This window comes from Micromonospora sp. NPDC048947, from assembly GCF_040649495.1.
In the GTDB taxonomy this organism is placed as follows: Bacteria; Actinomycetota; Actinomycetes; order Mycobacteriales; family Micromonosporaceae; genus Micromonospora; species Micromonospora alfalfae.
Map to the genome: position 1 here is coordinate 71,700 of NZ_JBEZFO010000002.1, position 16,911 is coordinate 88,610.

The window sequence follows — 16,911 nt, forward strand, 5'->3', positions numbered from 1 at the left end:
CGAGCGGGCCGGGACGGGTGCGGTGAACGCGTCCGGTTTCCTGCGCGTCCTCGCCGTGGACGACGAGCCGCCAGCGCTCGACGAGCTGGCGTACCACCTGCGGGCCGACCCCCGGGTGGCCCGGCTGCACACTGCCGGGGATGCCACCGAGGCGCTGCGGCTGCTGCGCGACGGCGACGTGGACGTGGTCTTCCTGGACATTCGGATGCCCGGCCTGGACGGCATGGAGCTGGCCCGGGTGTTGCGCCGCTTCGCCCGACCACCGGCGATCGTGTTCGTCACCGCGTACGACGACGGCGCTGTGGACGCCTTCGATCTGGGTGCCACCGACTACGTGCGCAAACCGGTTCGGGCCGACCGGCTGGCCGAGTCGCTGCGTCGGGTGATCGGTTCGCGGGTGGTGCCGTCGCACCCGGCGGCGCTGGCCCGCGCGGAGGAGGACCCGACCATTCCCATCGAGTTGGCCGGCACCACCCGGATGCTGCCACGCTCGGCGGTGCGCTGGGTGGAGGCGCAGGGCGACTACGCCCGGCTGCACACGGCGGACGGGTCACACCTGGTGCGGGTCTCGTTGGCCACGCTGGCGGAGCGGTGGGCCGATGCCGGTTTCGTCCGGGTGCACCGGTCGTACCTGGTGCAGTTGAAGTTGATCGCGGAGTTGCGGCTGGTCAACTCCGGCTACGTGGTGATGATCGATTCGACCGAGCTGCCGGTGAGCCGGCGGCACACCCGGGAGCTGAAGGACAAGCTGGTCAGGGCCGCGAAGCAGGATTGGAGTCGCTGAGCCGGGAATGGAAGCAGCCCTACCGTACGTTGTACGCTAGTCCGTACGACTTCCGGGAGGCCTGCCGTGACCGAGACCCCGTTCGACGCCGAATCCGAGTTCGACAACCAACTCGACCGACTGGTGCAGCTCGGTTACCCCACCCTCGCCGGGCTGACCGAGAGCGCCTTCCGCGCCCTGGTCGCGCCACTGCGGGCCACTGCGGTCGAGGGCGCCGCCGGGCTGCCCGCCCCCACCGACGCCCGGGTGCCGTTCCTGCTGGTCACCACTCGGGACCTGATCGGTGTGCCGGAACGGGTGGAGCTCACCACCCTGGCCGGCAAGAGCAAGCCCGGCGTCGTCGATCGGAACTACGCCGAGGACGACCTGCCCCGCTTCGATCCAATCAAGGAGCTGGAGGTGCCGGCCGGTCCGGCGTACCTGCTCTTCGACGTCGACCGGGGCGAGGAGTACCGCAACCTGGCACCCGCCACGGCCATGGAGGGGATCACCGCCCAGGGCCGACTGCCGCTGAGCATCGACGAGGGGCTCGCCTTCATCACGCTGCACCCGGCCGCGCTGGCGAGCAACAGGTGCTTCTCACTGGTCGGCTCCCGCTGCGGCGACAAGCGGGTGCCGGCGCTGTGGATCAGCCAGGGTGCGCCCAAGCTGGGCTGGTGCTGGTACGGCAACCCGCACACCTGGCTCGGCTCGGCCTCGGCTCGGCCGGAGCGCATCGGCCTGGAGTGACCGTCGGACGCCGAGGGTTCCGGAAAGTCGGGCCATCCCACCGACCCGGATGGCCCGACTTTCCGCACCTTGAGTGGATCAAGCCCGGCGGGTCAGAAGGTCGGTTGTCCACAACGAGCCTCCGGAGTTCCCACACGCCAGCCGGCATGATCCACGAGTTATCCACAGCCGCGACCGGTTCTCCACAGGTTATTCACAACGCAAACCACTGATCTCCACGGCCGCTCCCTACAGTCAGGACCCATGAGCGCACGCCGGATACTGGTGGTCGAGGACGAACGGACCATCGCCGAGTCCATCGCCGCCCGGCTACGGGCCGAGGGTTTCACTGTGGAGATCGCGGCGGACGGGCCCAGCGCGGTCGCCCAGTTCCACGCCGGACAGCCGGATCTCGTCGTCCTCGACGTGATGCTGCCGGGCTTCGACGGCCTGGAGGTGTGCCGCCGGATCCAGGCCGACCGGCCGGTGCCGGTGCTGATGCTCACCGCCCGGGACGACGAGACCGACCTGCTCGTGGGGCTGGCAGTCGGCGCGGACGACTACCTCACCAAGCCGTTCTCGATGCGGGAACTCACCGCCCGGGTGCACGTCCTGCTGCGTCGGATGGAGCGGGCCGCCGCCACTCCCGCGCCGCCCGCCCTCCGCCTCGGCGACATCGAGATCAACGAGGCGGAGCGACGGGTCCGCCGGGCCGGGGCGGACGTGCACCTCACCCCGACCGAGTTCGACCTGCTGGTCCACCTCGCGGGGCGGCCCCGCACCGTGCTCCCCCGGGAACGGCTGCTCGCCGACGTCTGGGGATGGTGCGACGGGAGCGGCACCCGCACCGTGGACAGCCACATCAAGGCTCTGCGCCGCAAGCTGGGTGCCGACCTCATCCGCACGGTGCACGGGGTCGGCTACGCCCTGGAGCTGCCGTCATGACGGCGACAGTGCTCACCTGGGTGGACCGGGTGCTGGAGTTGCTGCCCCGACCACTGGACCCGGTGCGCTCGATCAAGCTGAAGCTGGGTGTGCTGCTTGTCGCCTCCGGGGCGGCCGGGCTCGCCTACTTCTCGTACGGCATCGGCTGGCCGCCGCCGATCACCTCGGCCACCGCCATCGCCGTCGCCCTGCTCACCTCGCAGGTGCTCGCCCACGGCATGACCTCGCCGTTACGGGACATGACGGCGGCTGCCGGCGCGATGGCCCGCGGCGACTACACACGTCGGGTACGCGCCACCTCCCGCGACGAGGTCGGCGAGCTGGCCCAGGCGTTCAACAAGATGGCCGAGGATCTGCACGCCGCCGACCAGCGTCGACGCGAGCTGATCGCCAACGTCTCGCACGAGCTGCGTACGCCGATCACCGCGTTGCAGGGCGTGCTGGAGAACATGGTGGACGGGGTCGCCGACCCCGAACCGGCGGCGCTGCGTTCGGCGTTGGCCCAGACCGAACGGCTCGGGCACCTCGTCGCCGACCTGCTCGACCTGTCCCGACTCGACGCCGGGGTGGTGCCGCTGCGCCGCGTACGCATGGACGTGGGGGACTTCCTCGACGAGGCGGTGGAGCACGCCACGGCCAGCGCGTCCGGCGCCGGGCTGGACGTGCGCTTCCAGCTCCGTGACCTGCCGACACCGCTGACGGTCCACGCGGACCCGTGGCGGCTGCACCAGGTCTTCGCGAACCTCCTCGACAACGCGGCCCGACACAGCCCACCCGGCGGCACGGTACGGGTGTGCGCCGAGGAACACGGCGACCAGCTCCGCTTCGAGGTGAGCGACGAGGGTCAGGGCATTCCGCCGGCCGAGCGTTCAAGGGTGTTCGAGCGGTTCACCCGCGGCGACCGTGCCGCAGGCGGCGGGACCGGTCTCGGCCTGGCCATCGCCCGGTGGGTCGTCGAACTGCACGGCGGGCGGATCGGTGTCCTCGACCCCGCCGGACCAGACCGGAGTGACCGGCCCGGCTGCCGCATCCAGGTCACCATCCCGTGCGACGGGCCATACCGAGAAGAGGCCGCATGACCAGCCCCGGCAGCACCCCACTCCCGGCCAGCGGACCGACCGGACCGACCGGACCGACCGGACCGACCGGACCGACCGGACCGGCCGGGCCGGCGCAGGTCGCCCCGACCGTCGGCGCCGGCCCGGCCACACCGGCAGCCAGCCGGCCTCAGGCGTGGCCGGTCACACCCGCCCTGCCCAGGCCACCGTCGCTGGTCCAACGCCGCTGGCCGGGGCCATCCGGCCCGGCCCGTCCGCAGGTGCTGGGAGCGCTGACGGCTGCGGCGGTCGTCGGCGCCTCGGTGCTCACCATGGTGCGTCCGGGCCTCGGCTGGCTGGTCGCCGCCTTGGCCGCCACGGCTGCCCTCGTCACCGCCAGCGTCGTTCGTTCCGGGACGTCGTCCCCGGCGACGAACCCCGTCACACGGACCGGCGAGGCGGCACCAACGACTCCGGCGGGGCCGGCCGCTGCACCCGAGCCGACAGTCCAGGCGGTCACCGCCCGTCCCGGTGCCACGGGGGCACCGGGGCGGGCGGAGCAGGCCATCTGGGCCGCCGCGACGGTCGCGTTGACAGCCGTCGGCACGGTCCGTGCGGCGGGCTGGCTCTTCGTCCTCTGCCTGCTCGCGGCGGCGGTGACCGGGACACTCGCGGTGACCGGCGGGCGAAGCCCGCTCGGCATGCTGGTCGCGGCGACGCTGCCGCCGGCCGCGACGGTACGGGCGCTCCCTTGGGCGGCACGCGGAATACGCGACACCCGCCCGACAGGGTCCGGGATCGGCTTCGGACGCATCCTCACCAGCCTTGCGATCTCCGCCGTCCTGCTGGCGCTGTTCGGGATGCTCTTCTCCTCCGCCGACGCGGTCTTCGCCGAACTGGTCGCCGGCCTGCTGCCGGACATCTCGCTACCCGGCGTGATCGGCTGGACGGTCCGCCTGTTGCTGATCGGCGGCCCCCTGCTTGGTGGCGCGTACCTGGTCAGCCGCCCACCGGACCTGGAGGGTCTGCGACCGACGCCGTCACGACCGGCCCACCGACTGGAGTGGACCCTCCCGCTGGTGCTGCTCGACGCCCTGTTCGCCGTGTTCGTGCTGGTCCAACTGACTGTGTTGTTCGGCGGCGCGGGGCACGTGCTGCGTACGGCCGGGCTCACCTACGCCCAGTACGCCCGTGGCGGGTTCTGGCAACTGCTCGCCGTCACCGCGCTCACCCTGCTGGTGATCGCGGTCGCCGCCCGCCGGGCGGCGACGGCCACCCGGGCGGACCGGCTGCTGGTCCGGGTCCTGCTCGGCACGCTCACCGCGCTCAGTCTGGTGATCGTCGCTTCGGCGCTCTACCGGATGCAGGTCTACGCCGACGCGTACGGCGCCACCCGGCTACGGCTCGTCGTGACGACCATGGAGCTGTGGCTCGGGCTGCTCTTCCTCCTGGTCGGGGTCGCCGTGGTGCGGCTGCGGGCCGAGTGGCTGCCCAGGTTGGTGATCGGCACGGCGGTGCTGGCCCTGCTCGGGTTGGCACTTGTCAATCCCGACCGGCTGATCGCCGACCGGAACGTCGACAGGTACCTGAAGACCGGCCGGCTGGACGTCGACTACGTGTCCGGGCTGTCGGCCGACGCCGTACCGGCGCTGGCCCGACTGCCCGAACCGATGCGCACCTGCGCACTGACGCGAATCGCCGTCGAGCAGCCCCGGGACGGCCTCTGGGCGACGAACCTCGGCCGGCTGCGAGCCCGGGCGGAACTCGACACGATTCCGGTGAGCCACACCCTGACCTACTGTCTCGACCTGGAACGCTGGTGAGCATGAACGCTTGACAATCGCGTACGGCGGGCGAGACTGCCGGGGTGGCCAAGCAACTCCCCGACGTCGGGTCGAGCGGTGCGGTACCGCCGCCCCGGCGGTCCCGGATCGTGCTGGCCGAGATCACCAGACAGGACACCCGCGCTGAGCGGACCCGCGCCGAGCTGGCCCAGCAGACCCAGGTCGGCGAGGCGCTGGTCCGCGGCCTGGTCCGGGCGCAACTCGCGCTGGCGCTGCGGCTGTCCCTGGTGGTGGCCATCGGTCTGGGCGGGCTGCCCTGGCTGTTCGCGATCGCGCCCTCGCTCGGCCGGACCACAGTCGCCGGCGTCAACCTGCCATGGCTGCTGCTCGGAGTGGTCTCCTTCCCGTTCCTGATCGCCGTCGGCTGGGCGTACGTGCGGCTGGCCGAGCGCAACGAGCAGGACTTCACCGACCTGGTGCAACGGCCGGAGCGCTGAGTGGGCAACGACTTCGTGGTCCCGGCCATCGTCGCGGTCACCCTGGTCACCGTCGGGATCGGCTTCTACGGGCTGCGGTTGGCCCGGACCACGTCCGACTTCCTGGTGGCGTCGCGGGCGATCAGTCCCACCTGGAACGCCGCCGCCATCGGCGGGGAGTACCTGTCGGCGGCGAGCTTCCTCGGCATCGCGGGGCTGGTCCTCAAGTACGGCGTGGACGTGCTCTGGTACCCGGTCGGGTTCGCCGCCGGCTACCTGGCCCTGCTGCTCTTCGTGGCCGCGCCGCTGCGCCGCTCCGGTGCGTTCACACTGCCCGACTTCTGCGAGGTGCGGCTGGGGTCGCGTCGGCTCCGCATCCTTGCCACCGCCTTCGTGATCTTCATCGGTTGGCTGTACCTGGTGCCGCAGCTCCAGGGCGCCGGGCTGACCCTGGCCACCGTGGCCGGCTCCCCGTACCCCCTCGGAGCCCTGCTGGTGGCGGCCGTGGTCACCGCGAACGTGGCGCTGGGCGGCATGCGTGCGATAACGTTCGTGCAGGCGTTCCAGTACTGGCTCAAGCTGACCGCACTCGCCGTACCGGTGATCTTCCTGGCCCTGCAGTGGCAGGCCGACGGCCGCCCGGCGGTGACCCCGCCCGACGGGCCGACGTTCCGGGCCGCGACCACAGTCGTGGTCGAGCACCGCGCGACCCTCACCCTGCCCGACGGTGACATCCGGGAGGTACGCCCCGGCGACGAGTTGACCTTCGCCGCCGGTGATCCGGTGCCGGAGGTCTCCGGGGTGGCCACCGATGCCAACGACTGGTTGCTGCCCAGCGCCGCCGGTGACGACGACCGGGGCCTGTTCGCCACGTACTCGCTGATCCTGGCCACTTTCCTGGGCACCATGGGCCTGCCGCACGTGCTGGTGCGCTTCTACACCAATCCGGACGGCGCGGCGGCCCGTCGGACCACACTGGTCGTGCTGGCGTTGGTCGGCGCGTTCTACCTGCTGCCCACCCTGTATGGGGTCCTAGGCCGGATCTACACCCCGCAGCTGCTGCTCAGCGGCCAGACCGACGCGGTGGTGGTGCTGCTACCCGAAGCGGCCCTGGGTGACGGCCTGACCGGGCGGCTACTCGCCGCGCTGGTTGCCGCGGGCGCCTTCGCGGCGTTCCTCTCCACCTCGTCCGGCCTGCTGACCAGCGTCGCCGGGGTGATCTCGACGGACGTGCTCGGCCGGGGCTCGGTACGCGGGTTCCGGCTGGCCACCGTCATCGCCGGTGGTGTGCCAGCGGTGCTGGCGCTGCACGTCTCCGGACTGGACGTGTCGCAGGTCGTCGGGCTGGCCTTCGCGGTCGCCGCGTCGAGCTTCTGCCCGCTGCTGGTGCTCGGCATCTGGTGGCGTGGGTTGACCGATGTGGGCGCCACCGCCGGTGTGGTGGCCGGCGGCGGCGCGGCGATCGGCGCGGTCCTGGTCACGGTGCTCGGTCCACCGCTGTCCGGCTGGCCGGCCACGCTCATCGCGCAGCCGGCCGCCTGGACGGTGCCGCTGGCCTTCACGGTGATGGTCGCCGTGTCGATGGCGACCCGTCGCCGGGCCCCGGCCGACGTCGCCGCCACAATGCTCCGCCTGCACACCCCGGAAGCCCTGCGGATGCAGTGATCACCCCTGCCAACCGGCGGGGCGCAATCGAGGGCTGAGGTGGCAACGGAGGACTTACTACACTGCGTTCGTGACGTACCCCTCGGATCTGAACAGGTCAATTTCCGAGCTGCTGTCGACACTCGGCCGCGGCGACGCAGGTGGCGCGGCGGAGGCGCAGCCGGTCGTGCAGGGCGTGGGCGAGGCGGCCGACGGAATGGTCCGGGTGGTGGCGCTCCCCGGTGGACAGATCGAGTCGGTCTGGATCGACCCCCGCATGATGCGCGGGGCCTCGGAGAATCTGGCCGAGGAGATCCGCGAGGCCACCAATGCCGCCCTGACCGACCTACGCTCGGCACTTGCCGCCGCCACTGCCGCACCGGACACGACGGCGTTGCTGGAGCAGCTGCGCGAGGTGCAGCGCAGCGCGGTGCCGCAGTTGCAGGGCATCATGGACACCCTCAGCGGCGTCCAGGAGCGGCTCGCCTCCGGTGGGCGGCCCTGAGATGGGCCGGGTTGTGGACCCGGCCGGGCTGCGCGATGCCGGCACCAACCTTCAGGACATCTCCGACCGCTTCCTCACCGAGCTACGGACGTTCCTGGCCGATCTGCAGGGGTTCGGCGCGCCCTGGGGCGGCGACGACATCGGCAGCCTGATCGGTGCGGCCTGCGAGGAGGTGACCGCGTACGCCGCCGAGTGCTTCGAGTCCGCCATCGAGGAGCTCGGCGTGGTCGGCGTCGACCTCAACCGGATGGCGCACCTGATCGACGAGGACGAGCGGGCTGTCGCGGAGCGCATGGCCGGGCTCGGCCAGCAGCTGGGGTGAGCTGACATGGGGCTGCAACTGCCGGGTGAGCTGACCACCTTCCTCAGCATGATCGGTTACGACTGGCCGCAGGCGGACGAGACCGCCCTTGTCGAGATGGGGCAGCGCTGGCTCGCCTTCAGCGGCACGTTGCAGACCCTGACGGCGGAGGCGGGCCAGGCGGCCGAGCCGGTCGGGGCCAGCAACGCCGGTGCCGACATCGAGGCGTTCCAGCGGTACTGGACCGAGCAGGAGGGCCCTTTGCCGGTGTTGCAGGACGGGGCTCTCGCGGCCACCCTGGCCGGCACCGGGCTCATGATCGTCGGAGCCATCGTGCTCGCCTTGAAGATCCAGGTCATCGTGCAGTTGGTGATCCTGGGCATCCAGATCGCGCAGGCGGTGGCGACAGCTGTCGCGACGTTCGGGGCCACCCTCGCGGAGATCCCGATCTTTCAGATGATCACCCGCGAGATCGTCGGTCTGTTGATCGACGAGGTGATCGGAGCGCTCCTCGATGGGTAAGCGGGCCCGGGGAAAATTCATCCGGGCCGCCCTGTCCCACCTGCGCAAACAGCGGGCACGAGCGCGACGCGGGCAACGGACGGACGGCATGACGCCGGAACGCCTCCGGCACACCCTGCTGGGCGAGCGCGACGGCCGAGCCTCGGGATGGCACCACCGCCCGGGCGGCATCGACCCGCCCGGCGCGAAAGTCATCAAGGTGACGAGGCGGGACAACCGCACCGGCGTCTACAACGCCAGGGTCGCGATGTTGAACCGGCGCAACGGTGAGTGGCGGGAGAAGCGCGGCGGCAGCACCTTCTTCCCTGACCACTGGACACCCCAGGACGTCGACAACGCGATCACCAGGGGGTTCCACTCCCCCGATGTCGTGAAGGACCCGGAGACCGGACGGTGGTCGGGCAAGTTCAACGGTGTGCATCTGAGAGGCTTCTACGATCCGGAGACCGATACTCTCGCCCACGGTTTCCCCACTCTTCCTGGAGGCACTCCTTGAGCATCGAGTTCCGCTGGTCGGAGGAGCGGATCGCGGAGTACCACTCCACGGACCGGCGGCTCGCCTGCCTGGGGATGTGGTTGACCGACGACATCCAGGTGGTGCACGAACTCTGCCTGGACCTGCTGGCCGATCTGGAGGACATCGCGGCGGGGCGCAAGGAGAGCGAGAGCTGGGAGGGCAACGCCTGGGCCGCCGAGCTCAGCGCCAACGGCGTCGACCTACAGAACCTCTGGCGGGACGTGCTCAAGGCCCACTACCCGCTCGCGGAGACCCGGCGGGTGGTGGCGCAGTACTGGCGGTTGCTGGCAGAGGACCCGGACCGCACCCGGGCGGTGACCGAGTGGGAGCGGGACAACGGTCGTCAGCACCCGTACCAGGGGCTCTGAGGGCTCGTCCGCCTCGGGGATGATCGCGGGTCCGCCCGTCGCCGGACGGCGGAACTGGCGATCGACGGATAACGTCGGCGCATGACTGTTGAGCACCCCGCGCTCGCACTGCGTGGCCTGGCCAAGCGGTTCGACGGCACGATCGCGGTGGCCGGCGTCGACCTGGACGTCCCCGCCGGCTCCTTCTACGGCCTGCTCGGCCCGAACGGCGCCGGCAAGACGACCACCCTGTCGATGGCGGTCGGGCTGTTGCGACCGGACGCCGGCTCGGCCTGGGTGCTCGGGCACGACGTCTGGCAGGACCCGGTCGCCGCCAAGCGGCTGCTCGGTGTGATGCCCGACGGGGTCCGGCTCTTCGACCGGCTGACCGGCGCGGAACTGCTGGCGTACAACGGGTTGCTGCGGGGGATGGACCCGGCGGTGGTCGACCAGCGGGCTGCCGAGCTGCTGGACGTGCTGGCGCTCGGCGACGCCGGTCGGACGCTGGTGGTGGACTACTCGGCGGGCATGAAGAAGAAGATCGGCCTGGCCTGCGCGCTGCTGCACGGCCCCCGGGTGCTGGTGCTGGACGAGCCGTTCGAGGCGGTCGACCCGGTCTCCGCAGCCCTGATCCGGGACATCCTCACCCGGTACGCGGCCGGCGGCGGCACCGTGGTCTTCTCCAGCCACGTCATGGAGGTCGTCGAGCGGCTCTGCTCGCACGTGGCGATCCTGGCCGGCGGCACCATCAAGCGCGTCGGAACCATCGACGAGGTCCGCGGCGGTCGCTCGTTGGAGCAGGTCTTCGTCGAGGTGGTCGGCGGGCGCACCGCGACCGGCGAGGAGCTGTCGTGGCTCTCCCAGTGAGCGTGGACGCCACCCCCGCCGCGCCCGTACGCGCCGTCTCGGCTCGACACTTCGCGCGGCTGAAGCTGCGGGTGATGGGCAACAACTTTCGGGGCCAGGGCTGGCGGATCGCCCTGTTCGTCGGCGGTGCGTTGCTCGGGCTCTGGTTCGCCGCCAGCGGATTCTTCCTCTTCGCCGCGCCGGGCCTGGCCGGCAACGGCGAGTACGCGGTGCTGATCGCGGCGGCCGGTGGCGGGCTGCTGGTGCTGGGTTGGCTGTTTCTGCCGCTGGTCTTCTTCGGTGTCGACGAGACACTGGACCCGGCCCGGTTCGCGCTGTTGCCGCTGCCCCGGCGCACGTTGGTGACCGGCCTGTTCGTGGCGGCCCTGATCAGCGTGCCGGTGCTGGCGGTGCTCATCGCGTCGTTCGGGCTGGTGCTGACCTCCTGGTCGTTGGGTGGCTGGTCGGCGGGGTTGGTCGCCGTCGTGGGTGTGCTCGCCGGGCTGCTGCTCTGCGTCGCCGCCAGCCGGGCGGTGACCAGCGCGTTCGCCAGCATGTTGCGGTCCCGACGGGTCCGCGACCTGGCGGCCGTGCTGCTGGCGGTGACGGCCGCGTTGCTCGGCCCGTTGCAGGTCTTCGGCCTCGCCGCGCTGCGCGAGGCGGACTGGGACCGGCTCTCCGGCGTGGCGACCGTGATCGGTTGGACGCCGTTGGGCGCGCCGTGGACCGTCGGCATCGACGTGGCCCAGGGGCGCGTGTGGGCGGCACCGGTCAAGTTGCTGATCACGGTGGTGACTCTCGGCGCCCTGCTGGCCTGGTGGTCCCGGTCGATCGAGTCGGCGATGGTGGGCGCGGCCAGCGCCGGTAAGGCCCCGGTGCGGCGCGGGGTGACCGGCGGCGCGGTCGCCCAACTGTTTCCCCGGGTCGCCACCTGGGCCGGCCGGGACCAGTTCGGTGCCCTGGTCGCCCGGGAGGCCCGCTACTGGTGGCGGGACGCGCGCCGCCGCGCCAACCTGATCACGATCGCGGTGGTCGGCATCTTCGTGCCGGTGTTGATCAACGTTACGGGTGGGGACTTCGCGTTCGAGGACGGCGCCGGGTTCACTGCGGCTGCCAGCGACAGCTCGCCCGTCGTGGTCACCATCTCCATGCTCCTCGTGGGCGTCCTCGCCGCCGTGACCCTGGCCAACCAGTTCGGCTTCGACGGCAGCGCGTACGCGGCGAACGTGGTGGCCGGGGTGCCCGGCCGGGTCGAGTTGCGGGCCAGGATGACGGCTTTCTCGCTGTACGTGCTGCCGATGTTGGGCGTCGTCGCGGTGGTGCTGTCGTTCCTGCTCAGTCGACCGGAGTGGATCGGGCTCACCATCGGCGGCCTGGTCGCCACCTACGGTGCCGGGCTGGCGGTGAACAGCCTGATCTCGGTGCTCGGGGCGTACTCACTGCCGGAGACGAGCAACCCGTTCGCCATGAACAGCGGTGCGGGCCTGGCGAAGGGCCTGCTCACCCTGCTGGCCATGCTCGCCTCGGTGGTCGCCGCGGTGCCGATGGTGGTGGCCGCCGCGCTGCTCGGTGACGCGTGGCTCTGGCTGGCCCTGCCGGTCGGCGCCGCGTACGGGCTGGGCGCGGCGCTGCTGGGCGCGTACCTGGCCGGCGACGTGCTGGATCGACGTCAGCCGGAGCTGCTGGCCACTGTCACGCCTCGGCGCTGAGCGCGGGCCGCTCCCCGTCCGGCCGAACGCCGCTCGGGGGCGCCCGACCCTCGTTATGGTGCGAGCAGTCGGGACGAAGGGGGCTGGTCGGCATGGGCTCGCACACGCGTTACCGCAGCGTCGTCGTCGACGGACTCTCGATCTTCTACCGGGAGGCGGGTGCACCGGACGCGCCGGTGCTGCTGCTCCTGCACGGTTTCCCGTCCTCGTCGCGGATGTTCGAGCCGCTGTTCGATCGGCTCGCCGACCAGTTCCGGCTGATCGCGCCCGACTACCCCGGCTTCGGGCACAGCGCCGCCCCGGATCCGCGGAGTCCGTACACCTTCGACCGGATCGCCGAGACGATGGCGGGTTTCGCCGCCGCCGTCGGCGCGGAGCGCTACCTGCTCTACGTGCAGGACTACGGGGGGCCGGTGGGGTTCCGGATGGCCCTCGCCGATCCGGGTCGCCTGCGCGGCCTCATCGTGCAGAACGCGGTGTCCCACGACACCGGGCTGGGCCCTCTCTGGGGCACCCGCCGGGCCTTCTGGCAGGACCGGGCCGCGCACGAGGCGGCGGTCCGGGAGAACATCCTCTCGCTGGCGGCGATCCGGACCCGGCACGTCGGCAACGATCCGGAACCGGAGCGGTACGACCCCGACCTGTGGGTCGACGAGCACGCCTTCCTCAGCCGCCCCGGGGAGATCGAGCGTCAAGTGGACCTCCAGTACGACTACCGGACCAACGTCGCCTCGTACCCGGCCTGGCAGGACTGGCTCCGCCGGACCCAGCCGCCGCTGCTGGTCGTCTGGGGTCGGTACGACACCTCGTTCGAGGTCACCGAACCCGAGGCGTACCGCTCCGACGTGCCGGGGGCGGACGTGCACCTGCTCGACGGGGGGCACTTCGTGCTCGACACGCGACCGGATGAGGTCGCCGCCCTGATTCGCTCCTTCGCCGGTCGGGTACGGGCGACGGGCGGGGCGGGTCACAATGTTTCACGTGAATCATGAGCCGGGTGCCGAGATCCACCACACCGATCCGTTCGCGGTGCCGACCGGGCAACGGTCGCCGGTACGCCGGCTGCGTGGTCGCCTCGCCGCACCGGTGACCCTCTGGACGGCACCCGGTCCGGCCGGGCTGACCGTCTCGTCCACCCTGGTCGCCGAGGGGGAACCGGACCGGCTGATCGGGCTTATCGACCCGGAGTCCGACCTCTGGGCGGCCGTCGAGGAGTCGGGTCGGTTCGCCGTCACGCCGCTTGGCCCGCCACACCGGCAGCTCGCCGACCGGTTCGCCGGCCTCTTCCCCGCCCCGGGAGGGCTCTTCGCCACCGGCGCGTGGAACGAGACGCCGTACGGGCCGGTTCCGGCGGACGCCGGCGGCTGGGCCGGGTGCCGGCTGGACACCGCCCGGGAGTACGGCTGGGGCCTGCTGGTCGAGGCCACGATCGAGGCGGTCGACCTGACCGGGGAGGCCACCCCGCTGCTGCACTACCGGGGTCGCTACCACGAGCTGCCGGTCTGAACGGACACCTCGCCAGGGGCTACCGATCACCGCAGTGACCTGAGTCACTTGGCGCAGCCAGGCAACCGCTCGGCGCACTCGCCGACCGGCGTCGATCTCAGCCTTCCCTGCCGGGGAGTGCGCTCTTTACGGTGCGCGAAACTCCTCTGACGCCTGTGAAGGTGGTGATCCACAGATGTCCACGGACACACCCGCTCCGGCTGCTTCCCAGTCGGACAAGTACCTGGCCGTACAACGGTCGGACGAGTTCGCCGGGCTGCGGCGTGCGCTGCGCGGCTTCGTCTTCCCGATGACCGTCGCGTTCTTCCTGTGGTATGCGCTCTACGTCATTCTCTCCGCGTACGCCCGGGACTTCATGGGCACGAAGCTGTTCGACAGCAACATCAACGTCGCACTGGTCTTCGGCCTGCTCCAGTTCGTCTCCACGTTCCTGATCGCCTGGCTCTACTCCCGGTACGCGGACCGGAAGATCGACCCCATCGCGGACCGGATCCGCGCCGAGATCGGGGAGGTGACCCATGAGCAAGGTCCTCGCGGTTGAGACGTTCCTCGCGGCCGAGGCGGGCGATCACACAGCCCGCAACCTGACCATCACGCTCTTCCTGGTCTTCGTGGCGGTGACCCTGGGCATCACCATCTGGGCCAGCCGGCAGACCAAGACGGCTACCGACTTCTACGCGGGCGGCCGGTCCTTCTCCGGCTTCCAGAACGGCATGGCGATCGGCGGCGACTACATGTCGGCCGCCTCGTTCCTCGGCATCGCCGGCATCATCGCGCTGTACGGCTACGACGGCTTCCTCTACTCGATCGGCTTCCTGGTCGCCTGGCTGGTGGCCCTGCTGCTGGTAGCGGAACTGCTGCGGAACTCGGGCCGGTACACGATGGCGGACGTGCTGGCCTTCCGGATGCGTCAGCGTCCGGTGCGTACGGCGGCGGCGGTCTCCACCATCACGGTGTCGATCTTCTACCTGCTCGCCCAGATGGTTGGCGCGGGCGCGCTGGTCGCGCTGCTGCTCGGCATCCGGCCGGGGACGACCTTCCTCGGCATGGACGCGGACACCGCGAAGGTCGCCACCATCATCATGGTCGGCACGCTGATGATCATCTACGTGACCGTGGGTGGCATGAAGGGCACCACCTACGTGCAGATCGTCAAGGCGTTCCTGCTCATGAGCGGCGCGCTGTTGATGACCATCCTGGTGCTGGCGAAGTTCAACTTCAACCTGTCGGAGCTGCTCGGCCAGGCGGCCGCCGCATCCGGCAAGGGCAGCGCGTTCCTCGAACCCGGGCTCCGGTACGGCGTCGAGGTGGCCGGCAACTCGACGCAGACGTTCTACAACAAGGTCGACCTGCTGTCCCTTGGCATCGCCCTGGTGCTCGGCACCGCCGGTCTGCCGCACATCCTGATCCGCTTCTACACGGTGCCGACAGCGAAGGCGGCCCGTAAGAGCGTGCTCTGGGCGATCGGCATCATCGGCACCTTCTACCTGCTCACCCTGGCCCTGGGCTTCGGTGCGGCGGCGCTGGTCGGCAGCCAGGCGATCACGGCACAGGACAAGGCCGGCAACACCGCGGCGCCGCAGCTGGCCGAAGCGCTCGGCATCGAATTCTTCGGCGGCGAACTGGGCGGGGCAGCCCTGCTGGCGATCATCGCGGCGGTCGCCTTCGCCACCATTCTCGCTGTGGTTGCCGGGTTGACGCTGGCGTCGTCGTCCAGCCTGGCGCACGACTTCTACGCCAACGTGCTGAAGAAGGGTGAGGCGTCGGAGCGGCAGGAGGTGCGGGTCGCGCGGATCTCCGCCCTGGGGATCGGCGCGGTGTCGATCGCCCTGTCGATCTACGCGCAGAACCTCAACGTGGCGTTCCTGGTGGCGCTGGCCTTCGCTGTCGCCGCCTCGGGCAACCTGCCGGCGATCCTCTACAGCCTCTTCTGGCGGCGGTTCAACACCTCCGGCGCGGTGTGGTCGATCTACGGCGGACTGCTCTCGGCAGTGCTGCTGGTGTTCTTCTCGCCGGTGGTCTCCGGTGCGGCGACCTCGATGTTCCCGGACCACGACTGGCAGTGGTTCCCGCTGTCCAACCCGGGCATCCTCTCCATCCCGTTCGGTTTCCTCTGCGGGTGGATCGGCACTGTCATCTCCAAGGAGCACGACGAGGACAAGTACGCGGAGCTGGAGGTGCGCGCCCTCACCGGCGCTGGCGCCCACTGATCGCGGCACCTGTCGAGGGGTCCCCTGTTGACGTACGACGTCAACAGGGGACCCCTTCCGCGAATTCGGCTGTCGGTAGGCTGAGCCGCATGAAGGTTGCTGAGCGCTTTGGTTCCGATCACCGCGTCCTCGTCACCGGCGGGGCTGGCTTCGTCCCGTCGCACCTGGTGGACGCCCTGATCGCCCGAGGCTGCACGGTGGTGGCGCTGGACAACTTCGTGACCGGCTCCAAGGAGAACGTCGCCCACCTGCTGGATCGGCCGACCTTCACCCTCGTCGAGGCGGACATCTCCGACGGTCTGCCGACCCACCACCCTGCGCTGGCCGAGCGGTTCGACGCGATCCTGCACATGGCCTCTCCGGCCAGCCCCACCGACTTCGCCCAGTTGCCGGTGGAGATCCTCCGGGTCGGCTCGGTCGGCACCCTGCACCTGCTGGAGCGCGCTGCCGCCGACGGCGCCCGGTTCCTGATGGCCTCCACCTCCGAGGCGTACGGGGACCCGAAGGAGCACCCGCAGCGGGAGACCTACTGGGGCAACGTCAACCCGATCGGGGTCCGCAGCGTCTACGACGAGGCCAAGCGCTTCTCCGAGGCCGCGACGATGGCGTACCACCGCTATCGCGGGCTCGACGCGGCGATCGTCCGGATCTTCAACACGTACGGCCCGCGGATGCGCCCGGACGACGGCCGCGCCATCCCCACCTTCATCTCCCAGGCGCTGCGCGGCGAGCCGATCACCGTGCACGGCACGGGCAACCAGACCCGGTCCATCTGCTTCGTCGAGGATCTGGTGCGCGGCATCCTGCTGCTGCTCGACTCGACCGAGACGGGGCCGGTCAACTGCGGCACCGAGCACGAGCTGACCATGCGGCAACTCGCCGAGTTGATCGTGTCGCTCTCCGACAGCACCTCGAAGGTGACCTATGTCACCCGCAGCTCGGATGACCCGGAGATGCGCCGCCCTGATCTGACGCTCGCTCGTGAACTGCTCGGGTACGAGCCGTCGGTAGCGCCCGAAGATGGCCTGCGACGCACGATCGAGTACTTCCGCTCGCGGCTAGGGTAACCA

Annotated in this window: 18 protein-coding genes and 1 pseudogene; all 19 read left to right on the top strand. The window is 70.8% G+C overall.

Annotated features, from left to right (window positions below; all coding sequences use genetic code 11):
* The first annotated feature begins 22 nt into the window (after positions 1–22).
* Positions 23–784: a LytTR family DNA-binding domain-containing protein gene (locus AB0B98_RS03690; protein ID WP_357361115.1), complete on the top strand. Its 762-nt coding sequence runs from the start codon at positions 23–25 to the stop codon at positions 782–784.
* A gap of 66 nt (positions 785–850) precedes the next feature.
* Positions 851–1,513, top strand: a complete 663-nt coding sequence (locus AB0B98_RS03695) for a DUF5701 family protein (protein ID WP_357360680.1) — start codon at positions 851–853, stop codon at positions 1,511–1,513.
* 243 nt (positions 1,514–1,756) lie between these two features.
* Complete coding sequence (locus AB0B98_RS03700; protein WP_357360682.1) at positions 1,757–2,437, top strand: response regulator transcription factor; 681 nt, start codon at positions 1,757–1,759, stop codon at positions 2,435–2,437.
* Entirely contained in the window at positions 2,434–3,516 is a 1,083-nt protein-coding gene (locus AB0B98_RS03705; protein WP_357360684.1) for a HAMP domain-containing sensor histidine kinase, read from the top strand. The genes AB0B98_RS03700 and AB0B98_RS03705 overlap by 4 nt, the downstream gene beginning before the upstream one ends.
* Positions 3,513–5,297, top strand: a complete 1,785-nt coding sequence (locus AB0B98_RS03710) for a DUF4153 domain-containing protein (RefSeq protein ID WP_357360686.1) — start codon at positions 3,513–3,515, stop codon at positions 5,295–5,297. The genes AB0B98_RS03705 and AB0B98_RS03710 overlap by 4 nt, the downstream gene beginning before the upstream one ends.
* A gap of 44 nt (positions 5,298–5,341) precedes the next feature.
* Positions 5,342–5,755, top strand: a complete 414-nt coding sequence (locus AB0B98_RS03715) for a hypothetical protein (protein WP_238669992.1) — start codon at positions 5,342–5,344, stop codon at positions 5,753–5,755.
* The gene (locus tag AB0B98_RS03720; RefSeq protein WP_357360688.1) at positions 5,756–7,399 is read left to right on the top strand and encodes a cation acetate symporter; all 1,644 of its coding nucleotides are present in this window, start codon (positions 5,756–5,758) and stop codon (positions 7,397–7,399) included.
* Between the two features lie 70 nt (positions 7,400–7,469).
* On the top strand, positions 7,470–7,883 hold the full coding sequence (locus AB0B98_RS03725; protein ID WP_357360690.1) for a YbaB/EbfC family nucleoid-associated protein: 414 nt from the start codon (positions 7,470–7,472) through the stop codon (positions 7,881–7,883).
* A 1-nt stretch (position 7,884) separates the two neighbouring features.
* On the top strand, positions 7,885–8,205 hold the full coding sequence (locus tag AB0B98_RS03730) for a hypothetical protein (protein ID WP_357360692.1): 321 nt from the start codon (positions 7,885–7,887) through the stop codon (positions 8,203–8,205).
* Positions 8,206–8,211: 6 nt separating this feature from the next.
* Entirely contained in the window at positions 8,212–8,706 is a 495-nt protein-coding gene (locus tag AB0B98_RS03735) for a hypothetical protein (RefSeq protein ID WP_357360694.1), read from the top strand.
* 88 nt (positions 8,707–8,794) lie between these two features.
* Complete coding sequence (locus tag AB0B98_RS03740) at positions 8,795–9,202, top strand: EndoU domain-containing protein (RefSeq protein WP_357360696.1); 408 nt, start codon at positions 8,795–8,797, stop codon at positions 9,200–9,202.
* The gene (locus AB0B98_RS03745) at positions 9,199–9,591 is read left to right on the top strand and encodes a hypothetical protein (protein ID WP_357360698.1); all 393 of its coding nucleotides are present in this window, start codon (positions 9,199–9,201) and stop codon (positions 9,589–9,591) included. Before AB0B98_RS03740 ends, AB0B98_RS03745 begins: the two co-directional genes overlap by 4 nt.
* 81 nt (positions 9,592–9,672) lie before the next feature.
* Positions 9,673–10,437 (top strand): ABC transporter ATP-binding protein, encoded by a 765-nt coding sequence (locus AB0B98_RS03750; RefSeq protein WP_238669999.1) that lies wholly within the window; start codon positions 9,673–9,675, stop codon positions 10,435–10,437.
* Positions 10,434–12,125: an ABC transporter permease gene (locus tag AB0B98_RS03755; RefSeq protein ID WP_357361117.1), complete on the top strand. Its 1,692-nt coding sequence runs from the start codon at positions 10,434–10,436 to the stop codon at positions 12,123–12,125. The genes AB0B98_RS03750 and AB0B98_RS03755 overlap by 4 nt, the downstream gene beginning before the upstream one ends.
* A gap of 92 nt (positions 12,126–12,217) precedes the next feature.
* Positions 12,218–13,117: an alpha/beta hydrolase gene (locus AB0B98_RS03760; RefSeq protein WP_357360701.1), complete on the top strand. Its 900-nt coding sequence runs from the start codon at positions 12,218–12,220 to the stop codon at positions 13,115–13,117.
* Positions 13,080–13,631: pseudogene (locus AB0B98_RS03765) on the top strand (flavin reductase family protein); the annotation flags it as partial. The gene AB0B98_RS03760 and the pseudogene AB0B98_RS03765, both read left to right, overlap by 38 nt.
* 175 nt (positions 13,632–13,806) lie before the next feature.
* On the top strand, positions 13,807–14,172 hold the full coding sequence (locus AB0B98_RS03770) for a DUF485 domain-containing protein (protein WP_238670000.1): 366 nt from the start codon (positions 13,807–13,809) through the stop codon (positions 14,170–14,172).
* Complete coding sequence (locus AB0B98_RS03775; RefSeq protein WP_238670001.1) at positions 14,150–15,841, top strand: cation acetate symporter; 1,692 nt, start codon at positions 14,150–14,152, stop codon at positions 15,839–15,841. The genes AB0B98_RS03770 and AB0B98_RS03775 overlap by 23 nt, the downstream gene beginning before the upstream one ends.
* Before the next feature lie 89 nt (positions 15,842–15,930).
* Positions 15,931–16,908: an NAD-dependent epimerase/dehydratase family protein gene (locus AB0B98_RS03780; protein ID WP_210782732.1), complete on the top strand. Its 978-nt coding sequence runs from the start codon at positions 15,931–15,933 to the stop codon at positions 16,906–16,908.
* The last annotated feature ends 3 nt before the right edge of the window (positions 16,909–16,911 follow it).